Source organism: Sphingobium sp. DN12 (assembly GCF_051058005.1).
Taxonomy (GTDB): domain Bacteria; phylum Pseudomonadota; class Alphaproteobacteria; order Sphingomonadales; family Sphingomonadaceae; genus Sphingobium; species Sphingobium yanoikuyae.
Window position 1 is genome coordinate 2,588,038 of the sequence record NZ_CP173717.1, and the last position, 26,898, is coordinate 2,614,935.

Consider the following 26,898-nt stretch of genomic DNA (forward strand, 5'->3'; position numbering starts at 1 on the left):
TTCACATACTCCTGAAAGGAGGCCTTTCTAGGCCTCTTCCTCATCCTTTTCCAGAACGGATTGACCGCCCAGACCCTCCAGCGCCAAATCCACCGGATCCAGCAACCCCGCAGCCCGCAAATCGTCCAGACCCGGCAAGTCCCGGCGGCTGCTAAGGCCAAAATGTGACAGAAACTCTACGCTGGTCGCATAGATGAGTGGGCGACCCGGCACTTCGCGCCGCCCCACCGGACGCACCCATCCGGCCTCCATCAGCACATCCAGCGTGCCCTTGGCCACCTGAACCCCGCGAATCGCCTCGATCTCCGCGCGGCTCACCGGCTCATGATAGGCGATGATCGCCAGCGTCTCCATCGCCGCGCGGGACAGCTTGCGCGTCTCGTCCCGTTCCCGCCGCAGGATATGCGCCAGGTCGGCGGCCGTCTGGAAATGCCAGCGCCCGCCCCGTTCGACCAGATTGACGCCGCGTCCGGCATAATCCTGCGCCAGCCCGGCCAGCGTCGCGGGCAGGTCGCCGCCATCGCCGACATGGGCGCGCAGTTCGGCGGGCGTCAGCGGCTCCTCCGACGCGAACAAGGCCGCCTCCACCGCGCGCGCGAAATCATCCATCTCCCGGATCACCGCAACTGCTCCCATTGATCGCCCGACAGCGCCGCCCGCAAATAGATCGGCTCGAATATTCCGTCCTGCCTTATGTCCACCCGCCCCTGCTTGGCCAGTTCCAGCATCGCCACGAAGCTGCTGGCCAGCGCCGATTTCGCCATCGGTCCGTCGCGATCGTCGGGCAGGAAGGATTCCAGGGTCGTCCAGTCGAGCGCCGACCCGACCAATGCACTCACCCGCTGGATCGCCTCGTCCAGAGTCATCACCGGCCGCACCGCGACCATATGCACCACCGGCTGGTTACGCGCGCGGATCTGGCCATAGGCCTGGATCAGATCATAAAGGCTGGCGCTCCACTTCGCCCGCCGCACCATGTGCAGCCCCTCGGGCCGGGGGCGGACGAACACGTCGCGCCCGATTCGATCGCCGGCCATCAGCCGCGCGCCGGCCTCGCGCATGGCGTGCAGCCGTTGCAGCCGCAATTGAAGCCGCAGCGCCATTTCCTCGGGACTGGGCTCGGGCTGCGCTTCCTTGGGCAGCAGCATCGCCGATTTGAGATAGGCCAGCCAGGCCGCCATCACCAGATAGTCGGCCGCCAGTTCCAGCTTCAGCTGCCGCGCGCCATCGACATAGGCCAGATATTGCTCGACCAGCGCCAGGATGGAGATTTCGCGCAGGTCGACCTTCTGCGTCCGCGCCAGCGCCAGCAACAGGTCGAGCGGCCCCTCCCAGCTTTCGAAGCTGACGGTCAGAACCTCGGCGGGCGTCGCGGCCGGGGCGGTGAAGAGATCGTCCATCGCCCCCGCGTCCGCGATCAGGCCGGAACCAGCGCCAGCAACGTGTCGCGGGTCGCCAGCAACTCCTCGAACGGCGGCAGGTCGGCGACATGGGCCGAGCCCATCGCCCGATCGAGCCGCGCCCGCGCAGCCGGCGTGATATCCGGCAGCAGATTGGCGATGCCGACCATATCGTCCATCCGCCCCCAGCAATTGAGCGCCAGGTCGCACCCGGCCGCGACCACGCCGGCGGCCAGTTCGGGTATCGAGCCCTTGAGCGCCTTCATGTCGAGATCGTCGGACATCAGCAGCCCGTCAAAGCCGATGCGCTGGCGAATAATCTCCTCGATCACGATCGGCGACAGGCTGGCCGGCCGGTCGGCATCCCAGGCGGTGTAGACGACATGGGCGGTCATTCCCATCGGCGCGTCCTTGAGCGCGCGGAACGGCGCGAGGTCGGTTTCCAGTTCCTCCGTCCCGGCATGGACGACCGGCAGCTCCAGATGGCTGTCGACCAGCGCGCGGCCATGGCCCGGCATATGCTTGACGATGCCCACGACATTGCCGTCGGCCAGCCCCTCGATCACGGCGCGGCCAAGCGCCGCGACGCGCATCGGCTCGGCGCCCAGCGTCCGGTCGCCCATGATGTCGCTTGCGCCTTCCTGCCGCACGTCCAGCAGCGGCAGCGCATCGACCGTGATGCCAACCTCCGCCAGCATCAGCGCGAGCGCCCGTGCATTGGCCCGTGCCGCCGCGATCGCGCTGGACGGCGCAATGTCATAAAGGCGGTCGAACACGGCGCCGGCGGGAAAGCTGGGCCAGACCGGTGCCTGCATCCGCGCGACCCGGCCGCCCTCCTGATCGATCATGATCAGCAGGTCGTCGCGCCCGTGCAGCGCGCGCAGTTCGTCGGTCAGCGCCCGCACCTGCGCGCGATCGGCAATGTTGCGCTTGAACAAGATGTAGCCGGCCGGCTGCGCCTCGGCAAAGAAGGCGCGCTCGTCGGCGGTCAAGGTTTCGCCGGATAGGCCGAAGATAACGGGTTTCATGACGCCGATGCTAATGACTAAGGCGCGGGCTGTCGACGCCCGCGCCCTGTTTGGGTCAATTGACGATGATGCAGCTTTCGCCCGCGACCTTCAGCTTGCCGCAAACGGTGCCCGCCTGTCCGCCGGCGCTGGCGCGCAGGCGATAGACGGTGCTGCCGCCCACTTCGGCCGGCTCGACCGACATGGCGAGCGGCGCCAGATAGGCAAAGCGCTTCGACAGGCGGCCCCAGGCATCCTTGGCGCCCGACGCGCTGCCATAGGCGCCCAGCTGGATGACGCCACTGCCGGCGGCCTTGGGCGCGGCTGCCTTGGGCGCGGCCCTGGTCTCGTCCTCGACCTTGGCGGTGACGCTCTGCGCGGGCTTGGCGGGAACAGCGGGCTTGGTGCCTGCAGGGGCAGCGCCGGTCGGGGTGATTGGCGCCTCGGGCACGCGGCTCGGGTCGATCTGGCCATCGCGGGCCACGCCCTCGCTCGCGGCGAAGCTGGCATCGCCCTCGCCCTGGAACTTCTTGGCGTCCGCTTCCTTGGCCGCGATCTTGTAGTCGCCCTGCGGCGCGGCGATCAGTTGCCCCTCGCCCGCGCCACCGCCGTTGCGGTTCTGCAGCCACCACATGCCCGCGACCACCGCGCCGATCAGCACCAGGCCCAGGATGATGAGGCCTAGCAGGCGCAAGGGCGAAATCCGTTCCTCATCCGCCTCGTCGAGCGCAGGTTCCAGCCAGGGCAGCCGGTCCTCGTCATCGAGGTCAAGTCGCCCACGTGCATAGTCACCCATTATCGAAACTCCGCTCGGCTCACTGCATTTCGGTCAGCGCGACCACGCCCATCAGGGCAAGGCCGTTGCGGATGATCTGCCCGATTCCGCGGCTCAAGAAAAGCCGGGCCGAGGTGAGGGCCGGATCGTCCGCCAGCACGACGCGCGCGCGCGGATCATCATTGCCCATATTCCACCAGCCATGGAATGCTGAAGCCAAGTCATTGAGATAGAAGGCAATACGATGCGGCTCACGGGCCTGCGCCGATCCTTCGACGACGCGCGGGAACTGCGCTGCCAGCTTCACCAGGTTCAGCTCCGCCGTCCCAAGCAGGGACAGGTCGGGCGCGGGAAGCTCGATCCCGGCCTCCTCTGCACGGCGGCCGAGCGAGGAAATGCGGGCATGGGCATATTGCACATAGAAGACCGGATTGTCCTTGGACGCTTCCACCACCTTGGCGAAATCGAAGTCCATCTGGGCATCGGCCTTGCGCGTCAGCATGGTGAAGCGGACGACATCCTTGCCCACTTCGCGCACGACATCGGCCAGCGTGACGAAATTGCCGGCGCGCTTGGACATCTTCACCGGCTCGCCATCGCGCAGCAGGCGGACCATCTGGATCAGCTTCACGTCGAACCGCGCCTTGCCCTCGGTCAGGGCGGCGACGGCGGCCTGGATGCGCTTCACCGTACCGGCATGGTCCGCGCCCCAGATGTCGATCAGCTGATCGGCGGTCCGCGCCTTCTGGAAATGATAGGCCATGTCGGCGCCGAAATAGGTCCAGCTGCCATTCGACTTCTTGATCGGCCGATCCTGGTCGTCGCCGAACCTGGTCGAACGGAACAGCGGCAGTTCCACCGGCTCCCAATCGTCGGGCAGTTCGCCCTTGGGCGCTTCCAGCACGCCATCATAGACCAGATCATGGGCACGCAGCCAGGCCTCGGCCTCGGCCGGCTTGCCTGCCGCCTGCAGTTCCGCCTCCGACGAGAAGATGTCGTGATGGATGCCCAGCAGCGCGAGATCGCTGCGGATCATGTCCATCATCTTCGCAACGGCAAAGGTGCGGAACAGGACCAGCCAGTCACCCTCGGGCGCGCCGACGAACCTGTCGCCATATTCGGCGGCCAGCGCCTGCCCCACCGGCACCAGATAATCGCCCGGATAAAGCCCCTCGGGGATCGCGCCGACATCCTCGCCCAGCGCTTCGCGATAGCGGACATGCGCGGAACGGGCGAGCACGTCGACCTGACCACCGGCATCATTGATATAATATTCGCGGATCACCTTGTGCCCGGCATATTCCAGCAGGGTGGCGAGCGCGTCGCCGACCACCGCGCCGCGGCAATGGCCCATATGCATGGGACCGGTGGGGTTGGCCGAGACATATTCGACGTTCACGGTCGTGCCCGCGCCGAAATCGGACCGGCCATAATCGGCGGCTTCGGCATGGATCGCCGCCAGTTCGGCGCGCCAGGTCGGGTCGGTCAGGGTCAGGTTGATGAAGCCGGGACCGGCGATGCTGGCTGCCTCGACCTCGTCCAGCGCCTGCAGCTTGGTGACGATCGCGTCGGCCAGCGCGCGCGGATTGGTGCCGGCGGGCTTGGCCAGCACCATCGCGGCGTTGGTGGCCAGGTCGCCATGGCTGGGATCGCGCGGCGGCTCCACCGTCACCGGCTTGCGGTTGAGGCCGGCGGGCAGCGTGCCTTCAGCCTCCAGCGCGTCGAGCACGGCATCGAGATGGGCGGTGAAACGGGTGTAAAGGGACATCAAACTATCCTGCGTCACAAAATCCGTTCGTCCTGAGTAGCCATTGAGCGCAGTCGAAATGGCGTATCGAAGGATGTATGTGACACAAGATGCTTCGATATGGGCCTTCGACTTCGCTCAGTCCCTACTCAGCACGAACGGGGAAAAATCTAAGCGGAAACGACCTTAACGGGTCGCGTTATATTTGAGCTGATCCTGGGTCAGGTTGAAACCCACGAGCAGCTCGAAGCTGGTTCGCTGCAGCGCCGCCTTGACGTCCGGCTGGGCGAAGGGGTCGATCGCGGCATCCGCGTCGCCCGCCTTGCGCTTCTGCGTGATCTTCTGCTGAATTTCCGGCGGCAGCGTGGCCGATGCCTTGTCGACATAGGAGCCGGCCGTGGCGGTCGCGGTCGCGCGATATTCGCCCGGCGCGAAGTTCAGCGTCACCTGGCCGATCCGCTTGGCGACGACGGCGCTGCCGCCGCGCACGATCGCCGAGAAATAGGGCAAGGTCACCTGGCGCGCGGCGCTGGCGTCGTTGCGACGCGCATTCACCACGAAGGTCGCCTGGGTATAAAGCTGGGCGCCATCGGAACAGGTCGAGCGCAGATCGGTGATGTTCGCCACCACGTCGATCGCGGAGGCATCGCGGCTCTGGGCCGGATTGAACAGGGTCACGTCACCGGTATAGGCCGGGATTGCAGCCACCGGGCAAGCCGAACGCACCGTGACGATACCGCCCGTCGGGTCGATTTCCCCCCGGCGAGAACAGCCGGCAAGGGCAAGGGCGAGCATTCCGGTCAACGCAATTCGGGACAATGTCACAGGCAGCAATTCCTCAGCATGCCCCTTGGACAGAGGCGTCCGGCTTCCTTATCCATCCCCCGCCGCCCACGCAACACAAAGCGCGGTGATTTGCGTTGGCCCTTCCTTCGGGCGCGACATTGCCCTAAGCCGCGCCCATGACGCAGAGCCCCGCCCCTCGCCCGCCGATGACCCTGTTGATCGCTGCCCCGCGCGGCTTCTGTGCCGGTGTCGACCGCGCCATCATCATCGTCGAGCGCGCGATCGAGAAATATGGCGCGCCGGTCTATGTCCGCCATGAAATCGTCCACAACAAGTTCGTGGTCGACAGCCTGAAGGCCAAGGGCGCGATCTTCGTCGAGGAACTGGACCAGGTGCCCGACGGTGTGCCGGTGGTCTTTTCCGCCCATGGCGTGCCCAAGGCGGTGCCGGCCAAGGCGGAGGAGCGCGGCCTCGACTATCTCGACGCCACCTGCCCGCTGGTCAGCAAGGTCCATCGCCAGGCCGAACGCATGGTGACCGCCGGCCGCCACATATTGTTCATCGGCCACAAGGGCCATCCGGAGGTGATCGGTACCTTCGGCCAGGTGCCCGACGGCACGATGACGCTGATCGAAACGGTCGAGGATGCCGAGGCGCTGGCGCCCAGCGATGCCGACAATCTCGCCTTCCTGACCCAGACGACCCTGTCGGTCGACGACACCGCCGCGATCGTCGCCACGCTGGAGCGTCGCTTCCCCTCGATCATCGCGCCCAAGGGCGAGGATATCTGCTATGCGACGTCGAACCGCCAGACGGCGGTCAAGGCGATCGCCGCCCGCTGCAACGCCGTCTATGTGATCGGCGCGCCCAACAGCTCCAACTCGCTGCGCCTGGTCGAGGTCGCCGAGCGCGAGGGCACCCCCGCCCGCCTGATCCAGCGCGCCGAGGAGATCGACTTTGCCTGGCTGGACGGCGTGACGACGCTCGGCCTCACCGCCGGCGCCTCCGCGCCCGAAATATTGGTGCGCGAAGTGGTCGACCGGATCGCCGAGCGCTTTGCCGTGACCGAGGAACAGGTGGAAACGGCGCAGGAGAATATCTCCTTCAAGCTGCCGCGCGGACTGGAGGTCGCATAACCCCCATGGCCGTTTATACGCACGTTCCCGCCGAAGAGATTGACGCCTTCCTCACCCGCTATGATGCCGGCCGGCTGGTGTCCGCCAAGGGCATCGCCGAAGGGGTGGAAAACAGCAATTATCTGCTCGAAACCACCGGCCATGACGGAAACGGCCACCGCTATATCCTGACCCTCTATGAAAAGCGGGTGGATGAGGCGGACCTGCCCTTCTTCATGGACCTGCTCGACCATCTGGGCGCGCGCGGCTGCCTGGTGCCGCGCTTCATCGCCGACACCGATGGCAAGCGGCTGCAACAGCTGGGCGGGCGCCCGGCCTGCCTGATCGAGTTTCTGACCGGCATTTCCGTGACCGAACCGACCCCGGCCCAGGCGCGCGCCTGCGGCGTGGCGCTGGGCGAACTGCACAAGGCGGCACAGGGTTTTGCCGGCGAACGGCGCAATGCGCTCGACAAGGATGGCTGGCACGCGCTGGCGGCCAAGTGTGGCGATGATTTCGACCAGATCGCGCCGGACCTCGGCGCCCGCGTGGCGGAGGAACTGGCCTTTCTCGACGCCCACTGGCCGGCCGATCTGCCGCGCTCGGTGATCCATGCCGACCTGTTCCCGGACAATGTCCTGATGCTGGGCGATGAAGTCACCGGCCTCATCGACTTCTATTTCAGCTGCACCGACATTCGCGCCTATGACCTGGCCGTCACCCACAGCGCCTGGTGCTTCAGCAATGACGGCGCCACCTGGTATGGCGACCGCGCGGCCGCGATTGGCGCAGGCTATGGCCAAGCCCATGGCCTGACCGATGCGGAACGGGCCGCCTTCCCGATCCTGTGCCGCGGCGCCGCGCTGCGTTTCCTGCTGACCCGCGCCTATGACTGGATCAACACGCCCGCCGATGCACTGGTGACGCGCAAGGATCCGCTCGCCTATCTGCGCCGCATGGATTTCTACGCCAAGGCCGACCCGGCGGAGCTGCTCGGCGCATGAGCGACCTGCCCCAAGTCCAGATCTTCACCGACGGCGCGTGCAAGGGCAATCCTGGTCCGGGCGGCTGGGGCGCGGTGCTGCGCTTTGGCGACCAGGAGAAGGAAATCTCCGGCGGCGAGGCGATGACCACCAATAACCGCATGGAGATGATGGCCGCGGTCGAGGCGCTCAACACGCTCAAGAAGCCGTGCCAGGTGACGCTCTACACCGACAGCAAATATGTCATGGACGGCATCACCAAATGGATCTTCGGCTGGCAGAAGCGCGGCTGGAAGACGGCCGACAACAAGCCGGTCAAGAATGTCGAGATCTGGCAGGAACTGGTGAAGGCCGCCGCCCGGCACAAGCTGACATGGCAATGGGTCAAGGGCCATGCCGGCCACCCGGAAAATGAGCGGGCCGATGCCCTCGCCTGCGCCGCGGCGGAAAGCTTCCGCAAATAGGGACGGACGGGGAGGTCACCCTCCCCGCGCCGCACGGATTATTCGGCTTCTTCGATCGGCGCGCCAGGGCCGTTCTTCAGGATCGACTCGATCGCATTCTTCGCGCTGGCCTTGGAGCTGTAGCCCTCGGTCCAGAAGATGATCTCGGCATTATATTTGAACTTGGCCACGAACTCGCCGGCCTTGTTCTTCTCGATCACGAACTTGTGCGCCATCATGCTCTCCTGCTGGTTGCGCTATCGAAACCGTTCGGGAGCATAAGCAGCGATATCGAGGCTGGCAATCGCCTGCGGCAAGGCCGTGCCGGTCAACAGGCTGGCGCCCAGCAGCGCCGCCGCCGGGGCGGTCTGGATGCCAAAACCGCCCTGCCCGGCGAACCAGAAGAACCCCTCGACCGCCGGCTCGAAGCCATAGACCGGCACCCGGTCAGGCGCGAAGCTGCGCAGCCCGGCCCATTTGCGCTCGACCGCCGCGATCCGCCAGTCGACCGCCGCCTGGAACCGGTCGATGGCCTGCGCGATCGCCAGTTCCTCGGGCGCGGCGTCACAGGGGGGCGAGGCAACCTCGTCATGCGGCGTCAGCCAGATCCGCCCCTGCCCCTCCGGCTTGAAATAGAAGCCGCCCTGCATGTCCATCACCAGCGGCATCTCGTCGGCTGGCATATCCTCCAGCCGCAACTGCACCACCGTCCGGCGGTAGGGCGTGATGCCGACCGGCGCGACACCGCAGGCCACAGCGACATCATCCGCCCAAGCCCCGGCGGCATTGACCAGCAGGCCGCATTCGATCGGCCCGTCACGGGTCTCGATCCGCCAGCCATCGCCCTGTCGTTCCGCGCGCTCCAGCCTGGCACCCAGCCGCATTTCGCCGCCCAGCTTGCGGAACCGGCGCAGATAGGCCTGATGCAGCGCCGCGACATCGATGTCGCGGCAACTCGGTTCCAGCACGCCCAGCACCCAGTCGGGCCGCAACCCCGACACCAGACTCGCCGGCGCCACCGGCTGCAATTCGACCGCCCCGGCAAAATCGGCCAGCAGCGCGTCGCGCAGCCCCTCATCCCCGGCCCGGCCGATATGCAGCGTGCGGCGCGGCGACAAAAAGGAGCCATCGAAGAAATCGGGATCGGGCGACTCCAGCAACACGCCCGAGGCCGTGGTCAGCGGCTGGACCACCGGCCCGCCATAGGTTTCTTCCCAGAAGGCGACCGATCGCCCCGTCGCATGATAGCCGGCGCTGTCCTCCATCTCCAGGATCAGCACCCGCGCCGTTTCCGCCAGCACCGCGCCCAGGCTGGCGCCTGCAATCCCGCCACCGACAATCACGATATCGGGTCTGTTCAACGGGCAACCTCATCCAGGAAACGGTCGATCCGCCCCAGCGCATCGAGCCGCACCGGGTCGAGCTCGCGCAGGATTTCATGCGCGGCCTCGCGCCCATAGACATGCAGGCGGGCATCGGGCAAGCGCGCCGCAATGCGCCGGATGGCCGGCGTCGCCACCAGCCGGTCGCGACAGGCGGCCAGGACCAGGGTCGGCACCGCGATTCGCTCCGGCCCGTTTCCCGCCTCCAAGGCGCGAGTCGACTCGAGCGCCAGCCGCACCCAGTTCCAGCTCGGCGGCCCCAGCGCGATGTCCCGGCTATGGTCCCGCCACCAGATTTCATCGGCGTAGCGATCGGGATCATGGGTCAGCCGCTTCTGCCGCATCTGGCGCTGCCGCTCGCTCTCTTCCTTCTGTGTCCAGGCCCGCTTTTCCTCCTGGCCGATCGCGCACATGAAATTGGCGATCGCCACCGCCAGCCAGCGCGGCAGCGGGGCGGTATGCAGCCCAAGCATCGGCGCCACGGCCACGGCCGCATCCGGTTCGGGCAGTCCTTCAGCCAGCGCCCGCAACAGCATATGCCCGCCCATGCTGTGCCCCAGCATGACCGTAGGGCCGCTGCCCTCCGCGCGCCAATCATTTGAAAGCGCGCGCAAATCATCAATCCACCGGGCGAAGTCGTCGATATGGCCGCACAGCGGGTCATCGGTCAGCCGGCCCGACCCGCCCTGCCCGCGCCAGTCGAAGCTGGTCACCGCCCAGCCCCGCTGTGCCCAGTGGTGGATCACCTCCAGATATTTCTCGATCATGTCGCCACGACCGTTGAGGATCAGCATCCGGCCACGGGTGCCAGCGCCCAGCCGATAGCGGCGGATCGGCCAGCCGTCGGGGGCCTGCCAATAATCGAGCTGGCCACCCATCGGCCAGGCGCGACGGTCAAGGGCGAGCGACGGGAAGATCGGCGAATCCATGGGCCATGGTTACGGTTTGGTAAGCCATATGGTCTAGTGCCTGACCCTCATGTTGGGGGAATATTTCAGACTGGCGCTGATCGCCGCACTGGGCATTCTGCTGATCGCAGCCGCGATCACGGACCTGCGCGCGCGCATCATCTCCAACCGGCTGAACCTGGGCGTCGCCGCCCTGGCGCCACTATGGTGGATCGCCTGCGGCTTGCCGCTCTGGCCGGGCATGGCGGTGCAGTTGCTGGTCGGCCTGCTGGTCTTCGTCCTGTTCGCCGCGCTGTTCGCGTTCGGCATGATGGGCGGGGGCGATGTGAAGCTGCTGGGCGCGCTGGCGCTGTGGTTTCCGTGGCAGGCGGTGCTGACCCTGTTGACGCTGATGGCGATTCTGGGCGGCGCCGTGACGATCGTCACGGTGATCCACCACCGCCTCCGCCGGAAGCAGGGCCAACCCGAAATACCCTACGGCGTAGCCATATCGATCGCCGCCCTTTGGTTACTTGGCGAACGATATCTTAACCAATTTGCGTGATGATTGGGCCCCTGGGGGCAGGCCGCCCATTTGAGAAAGGCGAGTTTCGTCATGGATGCTAAGAAGATCGTGCTGCTGGTGGGGGCGCTAATCATAGCGGTCACTACAGCCTTGCTTGCGCGCAGCATGCTGAGTTCTTCATCTACGCCGCAGGTGAACGCGGCCGCAATGCCGAACGAGGCGGATCAGCCGCATGTTCTGGTGGCGACCAAGGCCCTGCCGGTGGGGACCATCCTGGACGCGGAAAGCTTCCGCTTCCAGCCCTGGCCCAAGGATCTGATCGAAGCCGCCTATTATCTCAAGGGCCAGACCGATCCGCTCAAGCTTGCAGGCAGCGTCGTGCGCAACGCGATCACCGCCGGCCAGCCGCTGACCCAGGGCGCCGTCATCCGTCCGGGTGACCGCGGCTTCCTGGCCGCAGCCCTCGGCCCCGGCATGCGCGCCGTCACCGTGCCGGTCTCGGCCCAGAATGCGGTTGCCGGCTTCGTCTTCCCTGGCGACCGCATCGACCTGGTGCTGACCCAGACGGTCTCGGGCGGCGGCGATGGCGCTCCGCTCAAGGTTTCGGAAACGATCCTGCGTAACCTGCGCGTGCTCGCCACCGACCAGCGGACCGACGCCATGGGCCCCGATGGCAAGCCCGTCGTCCAGACCTATTCCAACGTCACGGTCGAAGTGACGCCCAAGATCGCCGAAAAGCTCGCCGTGTCGCAGACCATCGGCTCACTGTCGCTGTCGCTGCGCTCGATCGCGGACACCGCATCGGACCTTGACGCCGCCATTGCCGGTTCCGACGTCGACCTGCCCGATGGCACCAATCCGGGTTCGGAAAAGTCGATCATTGCCAAGATCGCGGCCCGCCCGGTCGATCGCGGCTCCACCTATTCCACGGGCGCCGACGTGTCGCGCTACCAGCGCAGCAGCGTCCCGGCCAAGCCTGATGCGGCCATGCCCGCGATGGCAGCTCCGGGTGGCGCACCGGTCGGCACGGCCGTCTTCAAGGGGCCGACCGTCCGCATCGCCCGCGGCACCAATGTGACCGAAGTTCCGGTCGGGGGGAAGTAAGATGAACGCTTACCAGATGCTCGCGCGGCACAAGGCGGCCCGTCCGCTCGCCGCGCCGGCGATCGCGCTTGGCCTGGCGCTTGCCATGGTTGCCGCGCCGACCACCGCCCTCAATGCCGCCCCCGCAGCCGATCAGGACAATGCGATCCTGATGTCGGTCGGCGGCAGCAAGGTCGTCAACCTGCCGGCCAAGATGTCGGACGTCGTCATCGCCAACCCCGAAGTCGTCGATGTCCATGTCCGGACCAACAACCAGCTCTATCTGATCGCGAAGAAGCCGGGTGAAACGACCATCTTCGTCACCGCCGGCAATGGCAAGGTGCTGTTCTCCGGCACGGTCCGGGTCGGCAACAACCTGACCACCATCGACGACATGCTGCGCCTGGCGATGCCGGGTGCCAACATCGCCGTCAACAAGATGAACGGCATGGTGCTGTTGACCGGGACGATCAAGGCGCCCGAGGATGCGGCCGAAGCCGAACGCCTGACCCAGGCCTTCGTTGGCAAGGACGTGACCGTCGTCAGCCGCCTGCTGATGGCAACCCCGCTGCAGGTCATGCTGCAGGTGAAGATCGCCGAAGTCAGCAAGGATGTCGGCCACAAGATCGGCACGAACTTTTCCAGCCAGGATAATAGCGGTGGCAAATGGGGTGGCGCGATTGGCGGCGGCACCCGTGACTTCGCCAGCTATGATTCGACCAACAACAGCTGGTCCTTCACGACTCCGACCGACGGCTCCTACAGCCTTGGTGGCGTCGCTCGCCTGTTCGGCATGGACATTGCCGGTGCGCTCGACCTCGCCGAATCCAGCGGCCTGGCCAGCACCCTGGCCCAGCCGAACCTGACCGCTCTGTCGGGCGAAACCGCCAGCTTCCTGGCCGGTGGCGAATATCCCTATACGGTCAACAACGGCCCTTCGTCGGGCAACAGCATCCAGTTCAAGCAATATGGCGTGCAACTGGCCTTCACCCCGACGGTTCTTGCCGACGGCCGTATCTCGCTGCGCGTCCGCCCGACGGTGTCGAGCCTCGACTTCAGCGTCAGCAGCTCGGTGCCCGCGCTCAAGAGCCGCACGGCGGAAACCACCGTTGAACTGGGTTCGGGCCAGGCCTTCATGATTGCCGGCCTGCTCAACAATGAAACCGGCAACACGATCAACAAGGTGCCGGGCCTGGGCAATATCCCGGTCCTGGGCAGCCTGTTCAAGTCGCGCAGCTTCCAGCGCAACGAGACCGAGCTGGTGATCGTCGTCACCCCCTATCTGGTGAAGCCGGTCAACGCCTCCGACATTCGTCTGCCGACCGACGGCTTCCGCAATGCCAATGTCGGTCAGGGCCTGTTCCTGGAACAGATGCATGACGGCGTCAGCGGGGCCCAGCCCAATATGCCGACCCGCGCCCCCGGTTCGCCCGTGGCGCCCGCGCCCGGCCCGCAGGCTTCGATCGCCGCGCCGGCGCTCGCTGCGCGCGAAGACAGCCGGTCGTCCGGCAAGTCGGGCGGCGCAACCCCCGGCTTCAGTTTCTGACGGAAGGACGAAAGACATGACTTCCACCTCCCGCAAGACCCTCGTCCGCCTCGGCGCCATCGCCCTGCTGGCACTGCCATTGGCAGCCTGCTCGACCGACAGCGTCAATCGTGGCGTGGATTCGGTCCATCAGCCGGTCGTCAGCTATGCCAGCTACACGTTCGACGTGCAGGCCGGTGGCGCTCGCCTCGCACCCGCCGAAGCCGCGCGCCTCGACGACTGGTTTGCCACGATCAAGCTTGGCTATGGCGACCAGGTCGCGATTGTCACTGACGCCGGCTATTACAGCCCCGATCTTGGCGAGGACATTGCCAATGTCGTCGCCCGCCACGGTATGTTGCTGGGCCAGGACAGCTCGGCCGCCGCCGGCTCCGCGCCGGAAGGCAGTGTCCGTCTGGTCGTCCGCCGCACCACCGCCTCGGTCCCCGGCTGCCCCGACTGGTCCAACAAGTCGGAAACCGGCATGAGCCTCGGTTCCTCATCCAATTTCGGCTGCGGCGTGAACAGCAATCTGGCGGCAATGGTTGCCGATCCCGAAGATCTGGTTCGTGGCCAGAGCACGGACAGCGAATTGCGCACCGCGACCTCGAACCGCGCCATTTCCACCTATCGCGACAAGGCGCCGACCGGCTCGGGCGACCTCAAGCAGCTCTCGAACGGAGGCCAGTAAGATGAACGCACCCTGGAAACATGGTTCCGTGGGCCAGCGCGACCCCTTCCACGCCTTCGTCTGCGACGACCACAGCTTCGACCTGCTCCGTGCGGTCGCCTCCGAAATGGGCTGGGCACCGGAAAAGGTGAACAAGGGCGGCATGCGCAATGCGGTGCAGAGCCTGTCGATCACCGCCAGCCCGCAGATCCTGTTCGTCGACATGTCGGAAAGCGGCGATCCGCTGAACGACATCAACAGCCTCGCCGAAGTGTGCGAACCCGGCACCGTCGTGATCGCGGCGGGCCAGGTCAATGACGTGCGCCTTTATCGTGATCTGGTCGCCAGCGGCATCCAGGACTATCTGCTCAAGCCCTTCGGCGCCGACCAGTTGCGCGACGCACTGGCCCAGGCCCAGGCCGTCTTCCTCGCCCCGCGCGACGCCGGGCCGGAACGCCCGCACATGACGGTTGCCGTCGTCGGCACCCGTGGCGGCGTCGGCGCATCCAGCATGGCGACATCGCTCGCCTGGATGCTGAGCGAGAAGAAGAAGCGCCCGACCGCGCTGCTCGATCTCGACATCCATTTCGGCACCAATGCGCTGGCGATGGATCTGGAACCGGGCCGTGGCCTGACCGACGCGATCGAGAATCCCAGCCGCATCGACGGCCTGTTCATCGAGCGCGCCATGGTCCGCGCCAGCGACATGCTGGCCATCCTGTCGGCCGAAGCGCCGATCAACCAGCCGATGATGACCGACGGCGGCGCCTTCTACCAGTTGCTGGAGGAGTTCCGTCAGGCGTTCGAATGCAGCATCATCGATCTGCCGCGCAACATGCTGATCCAGCACACGCACCTGATGACCGACGTCAATGTCGCGGTGGTGGTGACCGAACTCAGCCTGGCGGCGGCGCGCGACACGATCCGCATCCTGTCCTGGCTCAAGTCGAATGCACCGCAGGCCCGCATCCTGGTGGTCGCCAATCGCGTCCATCCCGGCGCGCCGGAAATCAGCCGCAAGGATTTCGAACAGTCGATCGAACGCAAGGTCGATGTGATCGTGCCGTTCGACCTGCGCATCGCGGCCCAGGCCGCCAAGCTCGGCAAGACGCTGGCCGAAACCGCCAAGGGCAGCAAGGTCGGCGCCGCCTGCACCGCCATGATGGACGAAGTTCTGGGTCTGGCCGGCGATGAAGCCGATAATCCGGGCGCCAAGTCGACAGCCAGGAAGGGAGATTCCCTGCTCGGCAAGATCGGCGATTTCAAGAGCATGATCCCGTCGCGCCGCAAGGACAAGGCGACGGCACTGGAAGGCTGACGCGCGGGCCGCTTCAGGGCGGCCCCGCACAGCCATATTCACGCACGGGGAACGGGCGAACAATGGACGGCAATTTCCTTCTGATCTTGGTGCTGGTCGCGACCATGCTTGGCCTGGTCGTGGTCGCCTTTGCCGGCCCCTCGCCCGACAAGGCGCAGAAACGCCGTGTCGCCCTGATCCGGGGCCGTCACAGCGATTCCACCGAGGCGATGATGGAAGCGCGCATGCGCAAGGCCATCTCCACTCGGGCGACCGGCAACGAAGCCAAGATGCTGGTCTCGCTGATCCCCAATCCGGAGAATCTGGCCAAGCGCATCCGCATGACCGGCAAGAAATGGACGCTCAGCCAATATATGACGTCCTGCGCCGTGATCTTCCTGGTCGCGACGCTTTTCCTGCTGATGCGCGGCTTCCCCTTCCTGCTGGCCCTGATGGTCGGGCTGGCGGCAGGCCTTGCCTTGCCGCATCTGTGGGTCGGCCGCCTGATCAAGAAGCGCATCAACCAGTTCACGACGAAATTTCCCGACGCCCTCGAACTGCTGACCCGCGGCCTGCGCTCGGGTCTGCCGGTCGGCGAGACGCTGGGCATCGTGTCGAGCGAAATCCCCGGACCGGTCGGCGAGGAGTTCAAGCTGATCACCGAACGGATCAAGATCGGCAAGAGCATGGACCAGGCGCTGCAGGAAACCGCCGATCGCCTCGGCACGCCGGAATTCCAGTTCTTCGTCATCACCCTGGCGATCCAGCGCGAAACCGGCGGCAACCTCGCCGAAACGCTGCAGAACCTCGCCACCGTGCTGCGCCAGCGCGCCCAGATGAAGCTCAAGATCCGCGCCATGTCGTCGGAATCCAAGGCATCGGCCTATATCATCGGCGTCCTGCCTTTCCTCGTGTTCGGCATGATCTGCTACATCAACTTTGGCTATATGAGCCCCTTCTTCACCCCCGATCCGGCGGGCATTTTCGGGCTCTCGACCATGCAGGTCGTCGGCATTGGCGGCATGTGCTGGATGGCCATCGGCGCCTTCATCATGGCCCAGATGATCAACTTCGAGATTTGACGGGGAACGGATAGAGATATGGACGCCCCTACCCCCACCGGCACCCTGTTCGGCATGACCGCGACCGATTTCGGAACGCTGCTCGCCGCACTGGCCACGCTTGCCACCCTCTACGCGCTCTATGCGGTGATGACCGTGCGCGATCCGATGGCCAAGCGGGTCAAGGCGCTCAACGAACGCCGTGAGCAGCTCAAGGCCGGCATCACCGCCTCGACCGCCAAGCGCCGCGCCAAGCTGGTCAACAAGAATCAGACGACCGACCAGATGCGGTCCTTCCTGACCAGCCTCAAGGTGCTGCAGGACGATCAGCTCAAGGACGCCCAGATCCGCCTGGCCCAGGCCGGCATCCGGTCCAAGGACTGGGCCGTCGCCGTCATCTTCGGCCGCATGATCATGCCGATCCTGATCGGCGGCACTGCCGCGATCCTGCTCTATGCCGTGGGCATCTATCCCGAATGGGGCGGCGCCAAGCGCTTCATGGCCTTCGCCGGCGCACTGCTGCTCGCCTACAAGGCGCCCGACCTCTTCATCGACAACAAGATCGCCAAGCGCTCCGCCGCGATCCGCAAGGGCCTGCCCGATGCGCTCGACCTGCTGGTCATCTGCGCCGAGGCCGGTCTGACCGTCGACGCCGCCTTCAGCCGCGTCGCCCGCGAACTGGGCCGCGCCTATCCCGAACTGGGCGACGAGTTCCAGTTGACGGCGATCGAGCTCAGCTTCCTTACCGAACGCCGCATGGCTTTCGAAAACCTCGCCACGCGCGTGAAGCTGGATGCAGTCAAGGGCGTGGTCACGACCATGATCCAGACCGAAAAATATGGCACGCCGCTCGCCTCCGCGCTGCGCGTGTTGTCGGCCGAGTTCCGCCATGAACGCATGATGCGCGCCGAGGAAAAGGCCGCCCGTCTCCCCGCGATCATGACCGTGCCGCTGATTCTCTTCATCCTGCCGACCCTGTTCGTCGTCATCCTGGGTCCGGCCGCCTGCTCGATCAGCACGGCTTTCTAAAAAAATTCAGGGCAAGGAGGGGGCGCTGCCGTAGCGTCCCCTCTTTCCGTTTCCGTAAACTGCAAGCGAAGCGCTGGCGCGCCGCATTTTCCTCCCTTATTCTCACCCTCAACCCAAAAGGAGAGGATCGCATCATGACCATCAAGACCGGCGCTCGCGTCGCCATCGCCGCTCTGGCCGCCTTCACCACCGCCCTGCCCGCTTATGCGGCCCAGCCCATCACCGGCCGCTGGTCGACCGTCGATGGCAAGGCGATCGTCCAGATCGCACCCTGCGGAAAGAGCATCTGCGGCAAGATCGAGAAGATCGTGAAGCCCACGCCCGGCCGCCCCCAGACCGACATCAAGAACCCCGATCCGGCGCTGCGCTCCAAGCCGCTGGTCGGCCTTGCCCTGCTGTCAGGCTTCAGCGATGCCGGCGACATCTGGAAGGGCACGATCTACGACCCGGAAAGCGGCAAGAGCTATACGTCCAAGGTCAGCCGCAATGGCGACGGCACGCTCAAGGTTCAGGGCTGCATCGCCTTCTTCTGCAAGACCCAGACCTGGACGCCGCTGCGCTGATCCCGCGCACAGCCTGGAAAACGAAAGGGGCGCCAAATGGCGCCCCTTTTTTCTGTCGATACGGCCCCGTTCAATCCCCGGCATGTTCCATCGGCGTGAAGCGCTGCGACCAGAGCGCGCCATAGATCGCCATCCACTGCACCACCGGCCCCAGCCCTTTGGTCCGCGCCGCAAACCAGGTTTCGCGCCCCGTCCGCCGGGCCGTCACCAGACCGGCGCGCTTGAGCTTGCCCATATGGCGCGACACCATCGGTTGCGACACGCCGGCCACGGCGGTCAGCGCAACGACATTCTGCTCCCCTTCGCGCACCAGATATTCCAGCAGGGCACGTCGCGTGCCGTCGGACAGCGCCTTGAAGAGTGAATCGCTGTTCGCTCCAAGATCGCCTCTGAATTTCACTTCCGTCATGCAAATTTCATAATCATCTGGTTATGAGTTGGTCAAGCGGAGGATGATTTTCGTCTCGGTCGCGCCATTAACTAAAAAAAGTGCGAACCGCCTCCTCGCTGAGTCTTTTGAGTCACACCACCCGATGATGAGTCTCCCGCGACTCGCATGACTCAATATGTTGTGGCTACCCGCTTCGTTCTCCACCATCCTCGCAATCCTGACAGCGACGACCGCTAAATCCCTGACCTTGACGGCAGACTCCTGAGGACTCAGTGCTGATGGACGAAACATATGGGGGTTGCACACATGGGTGTCATGGAACGCGTCGCACCGCGGCGGAAGAAGGCGGTTGCGCTCGCGCCGGCACCGGCGATCGAGGCAAACCGCCTGCTGCGCGGTGACTGTATCGCGGAAATGGCCAAGCTGCCCGACGGCTGCATCGACATGATCTTTGCCGATCCGCCTTATAACCTTCAACTGGGCGGCGACCTGTTCCGCCCCGAGGGCGGCCGCGTCGATGCGGTCGACAATGACTGGGACAAGTTCGACACGCTCAGCAGCTATGACCGCTTCACCAAGGCGTGGCTGGCGCAGGCGCGCCGCATCCTCAAGCCCAATGGCACGATCTGGGTGATCGGCAGCTATCACAACATCTTCCGCGTCGGCGCTGCCTTGCAGGATGAGGGCTTCTGGATCCTCAACGACATCATCTGGCGCAAGGCGAACCCGATGCCCAATTTCAAGGGCACCCGCTTCACCAACGCACATGAAACGCTGATCTGGGCCAGCCAGGGCGAAGATGCGAAGTACACGTTCAACTACAAGGCGATGAAGACGCTCAATGACGAGTTGCAGATGCGCTCCGACTGGGTGCTGCCGATCTGCGGCGGCCAGGAGCGACTGAAGCGCAACGGTACCAAGGCGCATCCGACGCAGAAGCCGGAATCGCTGCTCTATCGCGTGATGCTGTCCTGCACCAAGCCGGGCGACATCGTGCTCGATCCCTTCTTCGGCACCGGCACCACCGGCGCCGTCGCCAAGCGCCTGGGTCGCCAGTGGATCGGCATCGAGCGCGAGCCCGACTATATCGAAGTTGCCGAGGAACGCATTGCCGAGGCGCTGCCGCTCGATGAATCCGCGCTCGCCATCATGCAGACCGCGCGCCAGCAGCCCAAGGTCGCCTTCGGCACGCTGGTCGAGACCGGCTATCTCCAGCCCGGTTCGGTGGTGATGGACAGCAAGCGCCGCTGGAGCGCCACCGTGCGCGCCGACGGCTCGCTCGCCGTGGGCAGCGACACCGGTTCGATCCACAAGCTGGGCGCCACGCTTCAGGGCGCGCCGAGCTGCAACGGCTGGACCTTCTGGCATATCGAGAAGGCGGGCAAGCTCCACCCGATCGACACGCTGCGCCAGACCTATCTGCTCGCCAACGAGCCTTGATTTCCGTCCCTCGTTCGGGTTGAGGCAGCCATAGTTCTTCCAAGACATGGCCCCGACCCGTCCGGGGCGAACGGAGCTTTATGACCCTCTCCTCCATCCCCGCTGATGCCCGGCTCTACCTCAAGCCGACCTGGTTCGTGCCGAGCCCGATCGGCCTGGCGGACGGATCGACGGCGCGGATGGGCAATGGCCTGATCTGGTTCCAGGCCTATGAACTGACGGCGCGCCATGCCGGCCGCCGCATCGCCCGCGAAACCATCCCGGTCGCCGCGTTCGAGGCGATCACCGCCACCCTGCCCGACCCGCTGGCCGAGCGTGCCCGCCAACTGGCCGCGAACATCTCCGCCCAGCGCGCGCCGCTCAGCCTTGGCGATCGCGTCATCCGCTTCGACGCGCCCCAGGCGATGGCGATCCTCAACATCACGCCCGACAGCTTCTCCGACGGCGGCAAGCATATGACCGACCCGCAGGCGGCGGCCGATGCCGGCTTTGCCATGGCGGCGGCCGGCGCCGCGCTGATCGATGTCGGCGGCGAATCCACCCGGCCCAAGGCGCCCAAGCTATGGGAGGGCGACGAGATCGCCCGCATCGTGCCGGTGATCGAGAAGCTAGCCGCGGCCGGCGTCGCCATGTCGGTCGACACGCGCAAGGCCGCGGTGATGGAGGCGGCGCTGGCCGCCGGCGCCCATGTCATCAACGATGTCAGCGCGCTGGAACATGATCCGCGCAGCCTGGAGGTCGCGGCCCGCGCCGGCTGTCCGGTGATCCTGATGCACGCCCCTTCGACCGGCGACGATCCGCACGACAATCCCAACGGCTATGCCGATGTCGTCACCGACGTGTTCGACTATCTCGATGCCCGCATCGCCGCCTGCCTCGACGCTGGCATCGCGCGCGAGAAGATCATGGTCGATCCGGGCCTGGGTTTCGGCAAGAGCCTGGCCGACAATCTGGCGCTGGTGAACGGCCTTGCGACCTTCCAGGGGCTGGGCGTACCGCTGCTCTTCGCCGGCAGCCGCAAGCGCCTGATCGGCGCCCTGTCGAACGAGGCACCGGCGCCAGACCGGCTCGGTGGCTCGGTCGCCCTCGCCTTCCGCGCGGCGCAACTCGGCGCGCAGATGGTGCGCGTCCATGACGTCAAGGAAAGCGTCCAGGCGCTCCATCTGTGGCGGGGCCTGGCCGATGCGGGGCTGAGCGCGGTCTGACACCGCGCCCGGCCACCACCATCCTTATTCGCCCAGGATGAAGTCGACGCCCGCCATGGCGTGGATTTCGGTGCAGTCGTAGATCGGCAGCACATTGGCCTTCACGTCGACGATCATCTCCAGTTCGGTGCAGGCCAGCACAACCGCCTGCACATCCTCCTTGGCGATGTCGGTCAGTTCCGACTTCATGAAACGCTCGGAATCGCGGTTGATCTTGCCGACGGTCAGTTCGTCATAGACGATCCGGTCGATCCGCTCGGCCAGCGCGACATCGGCCGGCAGCAGCGACACGCCGTGCGACACCAGCCGCTGGCGATAATATTTCTCGGTCATCACGTTGCGCGTCCCGATCAGCGCGGCGCGATCGATCCGGTCCGCCTTCATCCGCGTGCCGACGACATCGGCGATGTGGATGATGGGAATGGCGATGCTCGCCTGGATCCGGTCATAGATGCGGTGCATGCTATTGGCACAGATCAGCAGCGCTTCCGCCCCGCCCTGTTCCAGCCGCTGGGCCGCGCCGATCAGATGGCCCGATGCGCAATCCCAGTCTTCCTGCGTGATGCAGCCGGAAACCTGTGCGAAATCCAGGCTCTCGATCAGCAGCCGCGCACTGTGCTGGCCACCCTTGGCCCGGTGGATCGCCTGGTTGATGATCTCATAATAGCGGGCGGTGGACGTCCAGCTGAGACCACCAATCAGACCGAGTTTACGCATGTCGCTCCCAATATGGGGGCGCCTGTCCGGCCCCGTGCGGGCCGGGCATGTCGGTGCCCCAGCCCTTCTTTTACGAAAGATGCCGGCTTCGACAAGTCAGGACGATCCACCCGCCCCGTCGACGGGGCGATCCGGCGCGGGTGGATCGGGTCACTTTAATGGGCCAGCGCCTTGACGATCTCCTCGACCATCTTCTTGGCGTCGGCCAGCAGCATCATGGTATTGTCCATATAGAAGACCTCATTGTCGACGCCGGCATAGCCGGCCCCGCCCATGGAGCGCTTCACGAACAGCACCGACTTGGCGTTGGCCACGTCCAGGATCGGCATGCCATAGATGGGCGACGTCTTGTCGGTCTTGGCGGCCGGATTGGTCACGTCATTGGCGCCGATGACGAAGGCGACGTCGGCCTGGCCGAATTCGCTGTTGATGTCCTCCAGCTCGAACACCTCGTCATACGGCACGTTCGCTTCGGCCAGCAGCACGTTCATATGGCCGGGCATGCGCCCTGCGACCGGATGGATCGCATATTTGACGTTCACGCCTTCCTTCTTGAGCAGGTCGGCCATTTCGCGCAGCGCATGCTGCGCCTGGCTGACCGCCATGCCGTAACCGGGCACGATGATGACATTGTCCGCCTGGCTCATCAGGAAGGCCGCATCCTCGGCGCTGCCGCGCTTGTAGGGACGGTCGACCGCTGCCGCGCCACCGCCCGACGGGCCGGCTTCCGCGCCGAATCCGCCGGCGATCACGCTGATGAAGCTGCGGTTCATCGCCTTGCACATGATATAGGACAGGATCGCGCCGGAGCTGCCCACCAGCGCGCCGGTGATGATCATCGCCGTGTTGCCCAGGGTGAAGCCCATCGCCGCTGCGGCCCAGCCCGAATAGCTGTTCAGCATCGACACCACGACCGGCATGTCCGCGCCGCCGATCGGGATGATCAGCAGGAAGCCGATGACGAAGCTCAGCGCGGTGACGGTCCAGAAGATCCAGGGCGACTGGTCGGTCACGAAATAGGCGATCAGGCCCAGGATCGCCGCCAGCGTCGCCAGATTGATGACATGGCGGCCCGGCAGCATGATCGGCTTGCCCGACATGTTGCCGTTCAGTTTCAGGAAGGCGATGACCGACCCCGAGAAGGTGATCGCGCCGATCGCGACGCCCAGCCCCATCTCGATGCGGCTGGCATTGTGGATCTCGTTCGTCAGCGGATCGAGAATGCCGAACGCGCCGGGATTGAGATAGGCGGCCGCACCGACCAGCACGGCGGCCAGGCCGACCAGCGAGTGGAAGGCCGCAACCAGCTGCGGCATCGCCGTCATCTCGATGCGACGGGCGATGATGAAGCCGATGCCGCCGCCGATGGCGATGGCGCCCAGGATTTCGGGCAGGCTCAGCACATCATGGGTATAGAGGGTCGTGACCACGGCAATCGCCATGCCGACCATGCCCATGCGGTTGCCGCGACGGCTGGTCGACGGGCTCGACAGGCCGCGCAGCGCCAGGATGAAGAGGACGCCGGAAACCAGATAGGCCAGCGCTACGAAGGGCGAGACGGGCGCAAGCTCGTGCATCACTTGCGCTCCTTCTTCTTGTACATGGCCAGCATGCGTTCGGTCACGGCAAAGCCGCCGAAGATGTTGACCGATGCAAAGACCACCGCGACCAGCCCCAGCAGCTTGGCCGCCAGGCTACCGGCCTCCGCCGACGCGACCAGCGCGCCGACGATGATGACCGACGAAATGGCGTTGGTAACCGCCATCAGCGGCGTGTGCAGCGCGGGCGTCACCGACCAGACCACATAATAGCCGACGAAGCACGCCAGCACGAAAATCGACAGGATGGCAATGAAGTCCATCGTTCCTACTCCCTGTTCGCCCCGGAGCATCGCTCGCGAAGCGTCTGCGCCATTCGCGCCCGGCCTGAGACCGAAAACGCGCAGCGATATGCGTTCAGCCCAGCAGTCGTTCGTTGACGACCTTGCCCCCCTGGGTCAGGCGGATGGCGTTGCCGATTTCCTCGTCCAGCACCGGCGCGTTCTTGTCCTTGTCCCAGAAGGCGGACAGGAAATTATAGAGATTGCGCGAGAACAGGGCGGAGGTGTCGGCGGCCAGGCGGCTGGGCACGTTGCGATGGCCCACGATCTTGACGCCGTGGCGCACGACCACTTCGCCCGCGACCGCGCCCTCGACATTGCCGCCCTGCTCGACGGCCAGGTCGACGATCACGCTGCCCGGCTTCATCGATGCGATCTGCGCGTCACTGATCAGGCGCGGCGCAGGCCGGCCGGGGATCAGCGCGGTGGTGATGACGATGTCCTGCTTGGCGATGTGCGACGACACCAGCTCGGCCTGAGCCGCCTTATATTCGTCCGACATTTCCGTGGCATAGCCACCGGTGCCTTCCCCCTCGATGCCGGCCACCTTCTCCACGAAGATCGCCTTGGCGCCGAGCGATTCGATCTGCTCCTTGGTCGCGGCGCGCACGTCGGTCGCACTCACCTGCGCGCCCAGCCGCCGCGCGGTGGCGATCGCCTGAAGGCCGGCCACGCCCACGCCCATGACGAAGCATTTGGCCGCCGACACGGTGCCCGCCGCTGTCATCATCATCGGGAAAGCACGGTCATATTCGGCCGCCGCGTCCAGCACCGCCTTGTATCCCGACAGGTTCGACTGGGACGACAAGATGTCCATCGACTGCGCACGGGTGATGCGCGGCATGAATTCCATCGCCAGCGCCTCATAGCCACCGGCGGCATAGGCATCGACCCGCGCCCGCTCGCCGAACGGGTTGAGGCCCGCGACGATCCAGGCCCCCGGTGCCGCACCGCCAAGGCTGGCCGGATCGGGGCCTTGCACGCCCAGCAGGATATCGGCCCCCGCCAGCGTCGCGGCACGATCGCCAACGCTGGCACCGACAGCCGCATAGGCGTCGTCGGCAATCGACGCCGTCGCGCCAGCGCCAGCCTCGACGGCCACGCTTGCGCCCAGCGCGATGAATTTCTTCACGGTCTCGGGCGTACCGGCCACGCGCCGTTCGCCCGCAGCCTGTTCCTTCAATATCGCAATTTTCATTATATCAGCATCCCCCTCCTATAGCGTCGACATGGCTCAGCTGGAGATCAGCAGCACGACAATCGCGGCGACGATGAGGCAGGCAATGGTGCCCCACTTCACGAAGCCGACAAACCCTTCATAGGTCTGGGTTGCGCTCTTGATGTTCCCGTCAGAAGCCATATCCGTTCCCCTAGTTATTACATCGTTGTGCAACCTCTTATCCTGTCCCCCCACCCCCCTCAAGCCGTAGGGGCACAAGAAAATCTTTACAGGTTAAGGGCGCTTTTACCCCCGGCGCCTAGGATGACCTCCTGTTTGCACAAGAGGGGTCCAGATGGTTCGCGAAGGCGTTCCCTTGCTGATGTTGATCGACGACGAGCCCGCGCAGCGCCGGCTGGTGTCCGCGCTGGCCGCGCGCGCGGGATGGCGGACCATCTTCGCCAGCGATGCCGAAACCGCCCTGGCCACGCTCGGCACGCAGGACGGCATGCAGCTCGACGCGGTCCTGATCGATCAATGGAGTCCGGATTTCGATCCGGCCGACCTGATCGGCGACATCCATGCGCAGCGCCCCGCCTTGCCGATCCTGGTGCTGACCGCGCATAACAGCGTCGCCGTCGCGGTCCAGGCGATGCGCGCGGGCGCCACCGACTATCTCTCCAAGCCGATCGCACCCGAACGGCTGCTCGCCGCGCTCAACGCCACGCTGGAGGGCAATGTGCGCGGCGAACTGCGCCCGCTCACCGAGAAGATCAGCGCCCCGCTGGCGTTCGAGGATGTCGTCGGCGCCGCGCCCCAGTTCCGCACTGCCCTCGCCATCGCGGCCAAGGCCGCACGCGCCCGCGTGCCGGTGCTGATCGAGGGCGAAAGCGGTGTCGGCAAGGATGTCGTCGCCCGCGCCATCCACGCCGCCTCGCCGCGTCACAAGCAGGCGATGGTGACCGTCAATTGCGGCGCGATCCCCGCCAACCTCGTCGAATCAGAACTGTTCGGTCATGAACGCGGCGCCTTCACCGGCGCCTTCGACCGCCATGTCGGCAAATTCCTGTCGGCCGACATGGGCACCATCTTCCTCGACGAAGTCAGCGAAATGCCGCTCGACGCACAGGTCAAGCTGCTGCGCGTGCTTCAGGATGGCGAGGTGCAGCCGATCGGCGCCCGTCGCCCCGTCCATGTCGATGTCCGCGTCATCGCCGCCACCAACAAGAAGCTCAGCGACGAGATCGAGGCGGGCCGGTTCCGCGAGGATCTCTATTATCGCCTGAACGTCGTCCAGTTGACCGTGCCCCCATTGCGGGAGCGTATGGGCGACATTCCCGCCCTTTGCCGCCATCTCCTCGCCCGCATCGCGACGCAGCCGGGCCTGCGGGGCCTGGGCCTCACCGACGATGCGCTGGCGCTGCTGATGCAGCATGACTGGCCGGGCAATGTCCGCCAGCTCCAGAACGCCCTGTTCCGCGCTGCCGTGCTGTGCGAGGGCGATGCGCTGACCCCGCATGACTTCCCGCAGGTCGCCGCCCATATCCTGTCGCGCGGCGCCAGCGGTCCGCGCCAGCGCGCTGCCGCCACGCCGCCGCGCGAAGCGGCCGGCATCACCCTGTTCGAAGGCGACGGCCATGTCCGCCAGCTCGCCGAGATCGAGGCCGACGTCATCCGCCTGGCCATCGGCCATTATCGCGGCCGCATGACCGAAGTCGCCCGCCGGCTGGGGATCGGCCGCTCGACCCTCTATCGCAAGCTCGCAGAACTCGGCATCGACAACGCGGCCTGATCGCGGGACCGGGCGCCCTGCGGCTGGGGCATATTG

29 protein-coding genes are annotated in these 26,898 nt (G+C 65.7%); 14 read left to right on the forward strand and 15 right to left on the reverse strand.

Translation table 11 applies throughout. The annotated features are described in order from the left end of the window. Positions 1 to 27 precede the first annotated feature (27 nt). The 6 genes from scpB to ACI6S0_RS12280 all read right to left on the reverse strand — a co-directional run bounded on the left by scpB (position 28) and on the right by ACI6S0_RS12280 (position 5,724). Positions 28 to 609: an SMC-Scp complex subunit ScpB gene (gene scpB, locus ACI6S0_RS12255; RefSeq protein ID WP_010336265.1), complete on the reverse strand. Its 582-nt coding sequence runs from the start codon at positions 607 to 609 to the stop codon at positions 28 to 30. Positions 610 to 617: 8 nt separating this feature from the next. Continuing rightward, complete coding sequence (locus ACI6S0_RS12260) at positions 618 to 1,400, reverse strand: segregation and condensation protein A (protein ID WP_004207978.1); 783 nt, start codon at positions 1,398 to 1,400, stop codon at positions 618 to 620. A gap of 17 nt (positions 1,401 to 1,417) precedes the next feature. Continuing rightward, positions 1,418 to 2,428 carry a beta-N-acetylhexosaminidase gene (gene nagZ, locus ACI6S0_RS12265; protein ID WP_434403212.1) on the reverse strand — a complete coding sequence of 337 codons (1,011 nt, stop codon included), beginning with the start codon at positions 2,426 to 2,428 and terminating at the stop codon, positions 1,418 to 1,420. A gap of 55 nt (positions 2,429 to 2,483) precedes the next feature. Continuing rightward, a complete protein-coding gene (locus ACI6S0_RS12270) occupies positions 2,484 to 3,203 on the reverse strand; it encodes an SPOR domain-containing protein (RefSeq protein ID WP_004207980.1) in 720 nt (239 codons plus the stop codon). A gap of 19 nt (positions 3,204 to 3,222) precedes the next feature. Then, positions 3,223 to 4,950 carry an arginine--tRNA ligase gene (gene argS, locus ACI6S0_RS12275; protein ID WP_434403213.1) on the reverse strand — a complete coding sequence of 576 codons (1,728 nt, stop codon included), beginning with the start codon at positions 4,948 to 4,950 and terminating at the stop codon, positions 3,223 to 3,225. 165 nt (positions 4,951 to 5,115) lie between these two features. Beyond that, the gene (locus ACI6S0_RS12280; RefSeq protein WP_010336260.1) at positions 5,116 to 5,724 is read right to left on the reverse strand and encodes a hypothetical protein; all 609 of its coding nucleotides are present in this window, start codon (positions 5,722 to 5,724) and stop codon (positions 5,116 to 5,118) included. A 167-nt stretch (positions 5,725 to 5,891) separates the two neighbouring features. Here ACI6S0_RS12280 and ispH point away from each other — a divergent pair, with 167 nt between their 5' ends. From ispH to rnhA, 3 genes are read left to right on the forward strand one after another with little or no spacing between them, the layout of a single operon-like run. Then, positions 5,892 to 6,851 (forward strand): 4-hydroxy-3-methylbut-2-enyl diphosphate reductase, encoded by a 960-nt coding sequence (gene ispH / locus ACI6S0_RS12285; RefSeq protein WP_434403214.1) that lies wholly within the window; start codon positions 5,892 to 5,894, stop codon positions 6,849 to 6,851. A gap of 5 nt (positions 6,852 to 6,856) precedes the next feature. Further along, complete coding sequence (thrB, locus tag ACI6S0_RS12290) at positions 6,857 to 7,834, forward strand: homoserine kinase (RefSeq protein ID WP_434403215.1); 978 nt, start codon at positions 6,857 to 6,859, stop codon at positions 7,832 to 7,834. Then, on the forward strand, positions 7,831 to 8,277 hold the full coding sequence (rnhA, locus tag ACI6S0_RS12295; protein WP_004207986.1) for a ribonuclease HI: 447 nt from the start codon (positions 7,831 to 7,833) through the stop codon (positions 8,275 to 8,277). The genes thrB and rnhA overlap by 4 nt, the downstream gene beginning before the upstream one ends. Before the next feature lie 38 nt (positions 8,278 to 8,315). On the opposite strand, the gene ACI6S0_RS12300 is transcribed toward rnhA, so the two are convergent. From ACI6S0_RS12300 to ACI6S0_RS12310, 3 genes are read right to left on the reverse strand one after another with little or no spacing between them, the layout of a single operon-like run. Continuing rightward, entirely contained in the window at positions 8,316 to 8,492 is a 177-nt protein-coding gene (locus ACI6S0_RS12300; protein WP_004207987.1) for a YegP family protein, read from the reverse strand. A gap of 21 nt (positions 8,493 to 8,513) precedes the next feature. After that, a complete protein-coding gene (locus ACI6S0_RS12305; protein ID WP_434403216.1) occupies positions 8,514 to 9,617 on the reverse strand; it encodes an NAD(P)/FAD-dependent oxidoreductase in 1,104 nt (367 codons plus the stop codon). Further along, positions 9,614 to 10,567, reverse strand: a complete 954-nt coding sequence (locus ACI6S0_RS12310) for an alpha/beta hydrolase (RefSeq protein WP_434403217.1) — start codon at positions 10,565 to 10,567, stop codon at positions 9,614 to 9,616. The genes ACI6S0_RS12305 and ACI6S0_RS12310 overlap by 4 nt, the downstream gene beginning before the upstream one ends. A gap of 49 nt (positions 10,568 to 10,616) precedes the next feature. Here ACI6S0_RS12310 and ACI6S0_RS12315 point away from each other — a divergent pair, with 49 nt between their 5' ends. The 8 genes from ACI6S0_RS12315 (at position 10,617) to ACI6S0_RS12350 (ending at position 18,279) form a co-directional block, all read left to right on the forward strand. Next, entirely contained in the window at positions 10,617 to 11,090 is a 474-nt protein-coding gene (locus ACI6S0_RS12315) for an A24 family peptidase (RefSeq protein ID WP_010336255.1), read from the forward strand. A gap of 51 nt (positions 11,091 to 11,141) precedes the next feature. Further along, positions 11,142 to 12,155, forward strand: a complete 1,014-nt coding sequence (gene cpaB / locus ACI6S0_RS12320; protein WP_434403218.1) for a Flp pilus assembly protein CpaB — start codon at positions 11,142 to 11,144, stop codon at positions 12,153 to 12,155. Position 12,156: 1 nt separating this feature from the next. Continuing rightward, the gene (locus ACI6S0_RS12325) at positions 12,157 to 13,680 is read left to right on the forward strand and encodes a type II and III secretion system protein family protein (protein ID WP_434403219.1); all 1,524 of its coding nucleotides are present in this window, start codon (positions 12,157 to 12,159) and stop codon (positions 13,678 to 13,680) included. Positions 13,681 to 13,696: 16 nt separating this feature from the next. Further along, positions 13,697 to 14,350, forward strand: coding sequence for a CpaD family pilus assembly protein (locus tag ACI6S0_RS12330; protein WP_434403220.1), 654 nt, complete (start codon positions 13,697 to 13,699; stop codon positions 14,348 to 14,350). 1 nt (position 14,351) lies between these two features. Beyond that, complete coding sequence (locus tag ACI6S0_RS12335) at positions 14,352 to 15,647, forward strand: P-loop NTPase (protein ID WP_004207994.1); 1,296 nt, start codon at positions 14,352 to 14,354, stop codon at positions 15,645 to 15,647. 62 nt (positions 15,648 to 15,709) lie between these two features. Then, positions 15,710 to 16,708, forward strand: a complete 999-nt coding sequence (locus ACI6S0_RS12340; protein ID WP_434403221.1) for a type II secretion system F family protein — start codon at positions 15,710 to 15,712, stop codon at positions 16,706 to 16,708. A gap of 18 nt (positions 16,709 to 16,726) precedes the next feature. Then, positions 16,727 to 17,716 carry a type II secretion system F family protein gene (locus ACI6S0_RS12345; RefSeq protein WP_004207996.1) on the forward strand — a complete coding sequence of 330 codons (990 nt, stop codon included), beginning with the start codon at positions 16,727 to 16,729 and terminating at the stop codon, positions 17,714 to 17,716. A 134-nt stretch (positions 17,717 to 17,850) separates the two neighbouring features. After that, on the forward strand, positions 17,851 to 18,279 hold the full coding sequence (locus tag ACI6S0_RS12350; protein ID WP_037510295.1) for a DUF2147 domain-containing protein: 429 nt from the start codon (positions 17,851 to 17,853) through the stop codon (positions 18,277 to 18,279). 70 nt (positions 18,280 to 18,349) lie between these two features. Here the strand turns inward: ACI6S0_RS12350 and ACI6S0_RS12355 are convergent, their stop codons facing one another. Then, a complete protein-coding gene (locus ACI6S0_RS12355) occupies positions 18,350 to 18,688 on the reverse strand; it encodes an ArsR/SmtB family transcription factor (RefSeq protein WP_004207998.1) in 339 nt (112 codons plus the stop codon). A gap of 288 nt (positions 18,689 to 18,976) precedes the next feature. Here ACI6S0_RS12355 and ACI6S0_RS12360 point away from each other — a divergent pair, with 288 nt between their 5' ends. Both ACI6S0_RS12360 and folP read left to right on the forward strand, forming a co-directional pair. Next, positions 18,977 to 20,110 carry a site-specific DNA-methyltransferase gene (locus ACI6S0_RS12360; RefSeq protein ID WP_010336249.1) on the forward strand — a complete coding sequence of 378 codons (1,134 nt, stop codon included), beginning with the start codon at positions 18,977 to 18,979 and terminating at the stop codon, positions 20,108 to 20,110. Positions 20,111 to 20,190: 80 nt separating this feature from the next. Then, positions 20,191 to 21,315 carry a dihydropteroate synthase gene (folP, locus tag ACI6S0_RS12365; protein WP_434403222.1) on the forward strand — a complete coding sequence of 375 codons (1,125 nt, stop codon included), beginning with the start codon at positions 20,191 to 20,193 and terminating at the stop codon, positions 21,313 to 21,315. A 24-nt stretch (positions 21,316 to 21,339) separates the two neighbouring features. Here the strand turns inward: folP and ACI6S0_RS12370 are convergent, their stop codons facing one another. From ACI6S0_RS12370 to ACI6S0_RS12390, 5 genes are all read right to left on the reverse strand, one after another. Then, on the reverse strand, positions 21,340 to 22,032 hold the full coding sequence (locus ACI6S0_RS12370; protein WP_434403223.1) for an aspartate/glutamate racemase family protein: 693 nt from the start codon (positions 22,030 to 22,032) through the stop codon (positions 21,340 to 21,342). Positions 22,033 to 22,187: 155 nt separating this feature from the next. Beyond that, complete coding sequence (locus ACI6S0_RS12375) at positions 22,188 to 23,609, reverse strand: NAD(P)(+) transhydrogenase (Re/Si-specific) subunit beta (protein ID WP_037517256.1); 1,422 nt, start codon at positions 23,607 to 23,609, stop codon at positions 22,188 to 22,190. Beyond that, the gene (locus tag ACI6S0_RS12380) at positions 23,609 to 23,893 is read right to left on the reverse strand and encodes an NAD(P) transhydrogenase subunit alpha (RefSeq protein WP_004208003.1); all 285 of its coding nucleotides are present in this window, start codon (positions 23,891 to 23,893) and stop codon (positions 23,609 to 23,611) included. Before ACI6S0_RS12380 ends, ACI6S0_RS12375 begins: the two co-directional genes overlap by 1 nt. A 94-nt stretch (positions 23,894 to 23,987) precedes the next feature. Continuing rightward, entirely contained in the window at positions 23,988 to 25,109 is a 1,122-nt protein-coding gene (locus ACI6S0_RS12385; RefSeq protein ID WP_434403224.1) for an NAD(P) transhydrogenase subunit alpha, read from the reverse strand. Between the two features lie 36 nt (positions 25,110 to 25,145). Continuing rightward, a complete protein-coding gene (locus tag ACI6S0_RS12390; protein WP_004208006.1) occupies positions 25,146 to 25,271 on the reverse strand; it encodes an aa3-type cytochrome c oxidase subunit IV in 126 nt (41 codons plus the stop codon). Between the two features lie 154 nt (positions 25,272 to 25,425). Between ACI6S0_RS12390 and ACI6S0_RS12395 the strand changes: the two genes are divergently transcribed. Then, complete coding sequence (locus tag ACI6S0_RS12395; RefSeq protein ID WP_017503171.1) at positions 25,426 to 26,862, forward strand: sigma-54-dependent transcriptional regulator; 1,437 nt, start codon at positions 25,426 to 25,428, stop codon at positions 26,860 to 26,862. Positions 26,863 to 26,898 lie beyond the last annotated feature (36 nt).

Excerpts from the sequence above, each read along its gene's own strand:
- scpB (WP_010336265.1), bottom strand. The coding sequence starts at position 609 with ATGGATGATTTCGCGCGCGCGGTGGAGGCGGCCTTGTTCGCGTCGGAG.
- ACI6S0_RS12260 (WP_004207978.1), bottom strand. The coding sequence starts at position 1,400 with ATGGACGATCTCTTCACCGCCCCGGCCGCGACGCCCGCCGAGGTTCTG.
- nagZ (WP_434403212.1), bottom strand. The coding sequence starts at position 2,428 with ATGAAACCCGTTATCTTCGGCCTATCCGGCGAAACCTTGACCGCCGAC.
- ACI6S0_RS12270 (WP_004207980.1), bottom strand. The coding sequence starts at position 3,203 with ATGGGTGACTATGCACGTGGGCGACTTGACCTCGATGACGAGGACCGG.
- argS (WP_434403213.1), bottom strand. The coding sequence starts at position 4,950 with ATGTCCCTTTACACCCGTTTCACCGCCCATCTCGATGCCGTGCTCGAC.
- ACI6S0_RS12280 (WP_010336260.1), bottom strand. The coding sequence starts at position 5,724 with ATGCTCGCCCTTGCCCTTGCCGGCTGTTCTCGCCGGGGGGAAATCGAC.
- ispH (WP_434403214.1), top strand. The coding sequence starts at position 5,892 with ATGACGCAGAGCCCCGCCCCTCGCCCGCCGATGACCCTGTTGATCGCT.
- thrB (WP_434403215.1), top strand. The coding sequence starts at position 6,857 with ATGGCCGTTTATACGCACGTTCCCGCCGAAGAGATTGACGCCTTCCTC.
- rnhA (WP_004207986.1), top strand. The coding sequence starts at position 7,831 with ATGAGCGACCTGCCCCAAGTCCAGATCTTCACCGACGGCGCGTGCAAG.
- ACI6S0_RS12300 (WP_004207987.1), bottom strand. The coding sequence starts at position 8,492 with ATGGCGCACAAGTTCGTGATCGAGAAGAACAAGGCCGGCGAGTTCGTG.
- ACI6S0_RS12310 (WP_434403217.1), bottom strand. The coding sequence starts at position 10,567 with ATGGATTCGCCGATCTTCCCGTCGCTCGCCCTTGACCGTCGCGCCTGG.
- ACI6S0_RS12315 (WP_010336255.1), top strand. The coding sequence starts at position 10,617 with ATGTTGGGGGAATATTTCAGACTGGCGCTGATCGCCGCACTGGGCATT.
- cpaB (WP_434403218.1), top strand. The coding sequence starts at position 11,142 with ATGGATGCTAAGAAGATCGTGCTGCTGGTGGGGGCGCTAATCATAGCG.
- ACI6S0_RS12325 (WP_434403219.1), top strand. The coding sequence starts at position 12,157 with ATGAACGCTTACCAGATGCTCGCGCGGCACAAGGCGGCCCGTCCGCTC.
- ACI6S0_RS12330 (WP_434403220.1), top strand. The coding sequence starts at position 13,697 with ATGACTTCCACCTCCCGCAAGACCCTCGTCCGCCTCGGCGCCATCGCC.
- ACI6S0_RS12335 (WP_004207994.1), top strand. The coding sequence starts at position 14,352 with ATGAACGCACCCTGGAAACATGGTTCCGTGGGCCAGCGCGACCCCTTC.
- ACI6S0_RS12340 (WP_434403221.1), top strand. The coding sequence starts at position 15,710 with ATGGACGGCAATTTCCTTCTGATCTTGGTGCTGGTCGCGACCATGCTT.
- ACI6S0_RS12345 (WP_004207996.1), top strand. The coding sequence starts at position 16,727 with ATGGACGCCCCTACCCCCACCGGCACCCTGTTCGGCATGACCGCGACC.
- ACI6S0_RS12350 (WP_037510295.1), top strand. The coding sequence starts at position 17,851 with ATGACCATCAAGACCGGCGCTCGCGTCGCCATCGCCGCTCTGGCCGCC.
- ACI6S0_RS12355 (WP_004207998.1), bottom strand. The coding sequence starts at position 18,688 with ATGACGGAAGTGAAATTCAGAGGCGATCTTGGAGCGAACAGCGATTCA.
- ACI6S0_RS12360 (WP_010336249.1), top strand. The coding sequence starts at position 18,977 with ATGGGTGTCATGGAACGCGTCGCACCGCGGCGGAAGAAGGCGGTTGCG.
- folP (WP_434403222.1), top strand. The coding sequence starts at position 20,191 with ATGACCCTCTCCTCCATCCCCGCTGATGCCCGGCTCTACCTCAAGCCG.
- ACI6S0_RS12370 (WP_434403223.1), bottom strand. The coding sequence starts at position 22,032 with ATGCGTAAACTCGGTCTGATTGGTGGTCTCAGCTGGACGTCCACCGCC.
- ACI6S0_RS12375 (WP_037517256.1), bottom strand. The coding sequence starts at position 23,609 with ATGCACGAGCTTGCGCCCGTCTCGCCCTTCGTAGCGCTGGCCTATCTG.
- ACI6S0_RS12380 (WP_004208003.1), bottom strand. The coding sequence starts at position 23,893 with ATGGACTTCATTGCCATCCTGTCGATTTTCGTGCTGGCGTGCTTCGTC.
- ACI6S0_RS12385 (WP_434403224.1), bottom strand. The coding sequence starts at position 25,109 with ATGAAAATTGCGATATTGAAGGAACAGGCTGCGGGCGAACGGCGCGTG.
- ACI6S0_RS12390 (WP_004208006.1), bottom strand. The coding sequence starts at position 25,271 with ATGGCTTCTGACGGGAACATCAAGAGCGCAACCCAGACCTATGAAGGG.
- ACI6S0_RS12395 (WP_017503171.1), top strand. The coding sequence starts at position 25,426 with ATGGTTCGCGAAGGCGTTCCCTTGCTGATGTTGATCGACGACGAGCCC.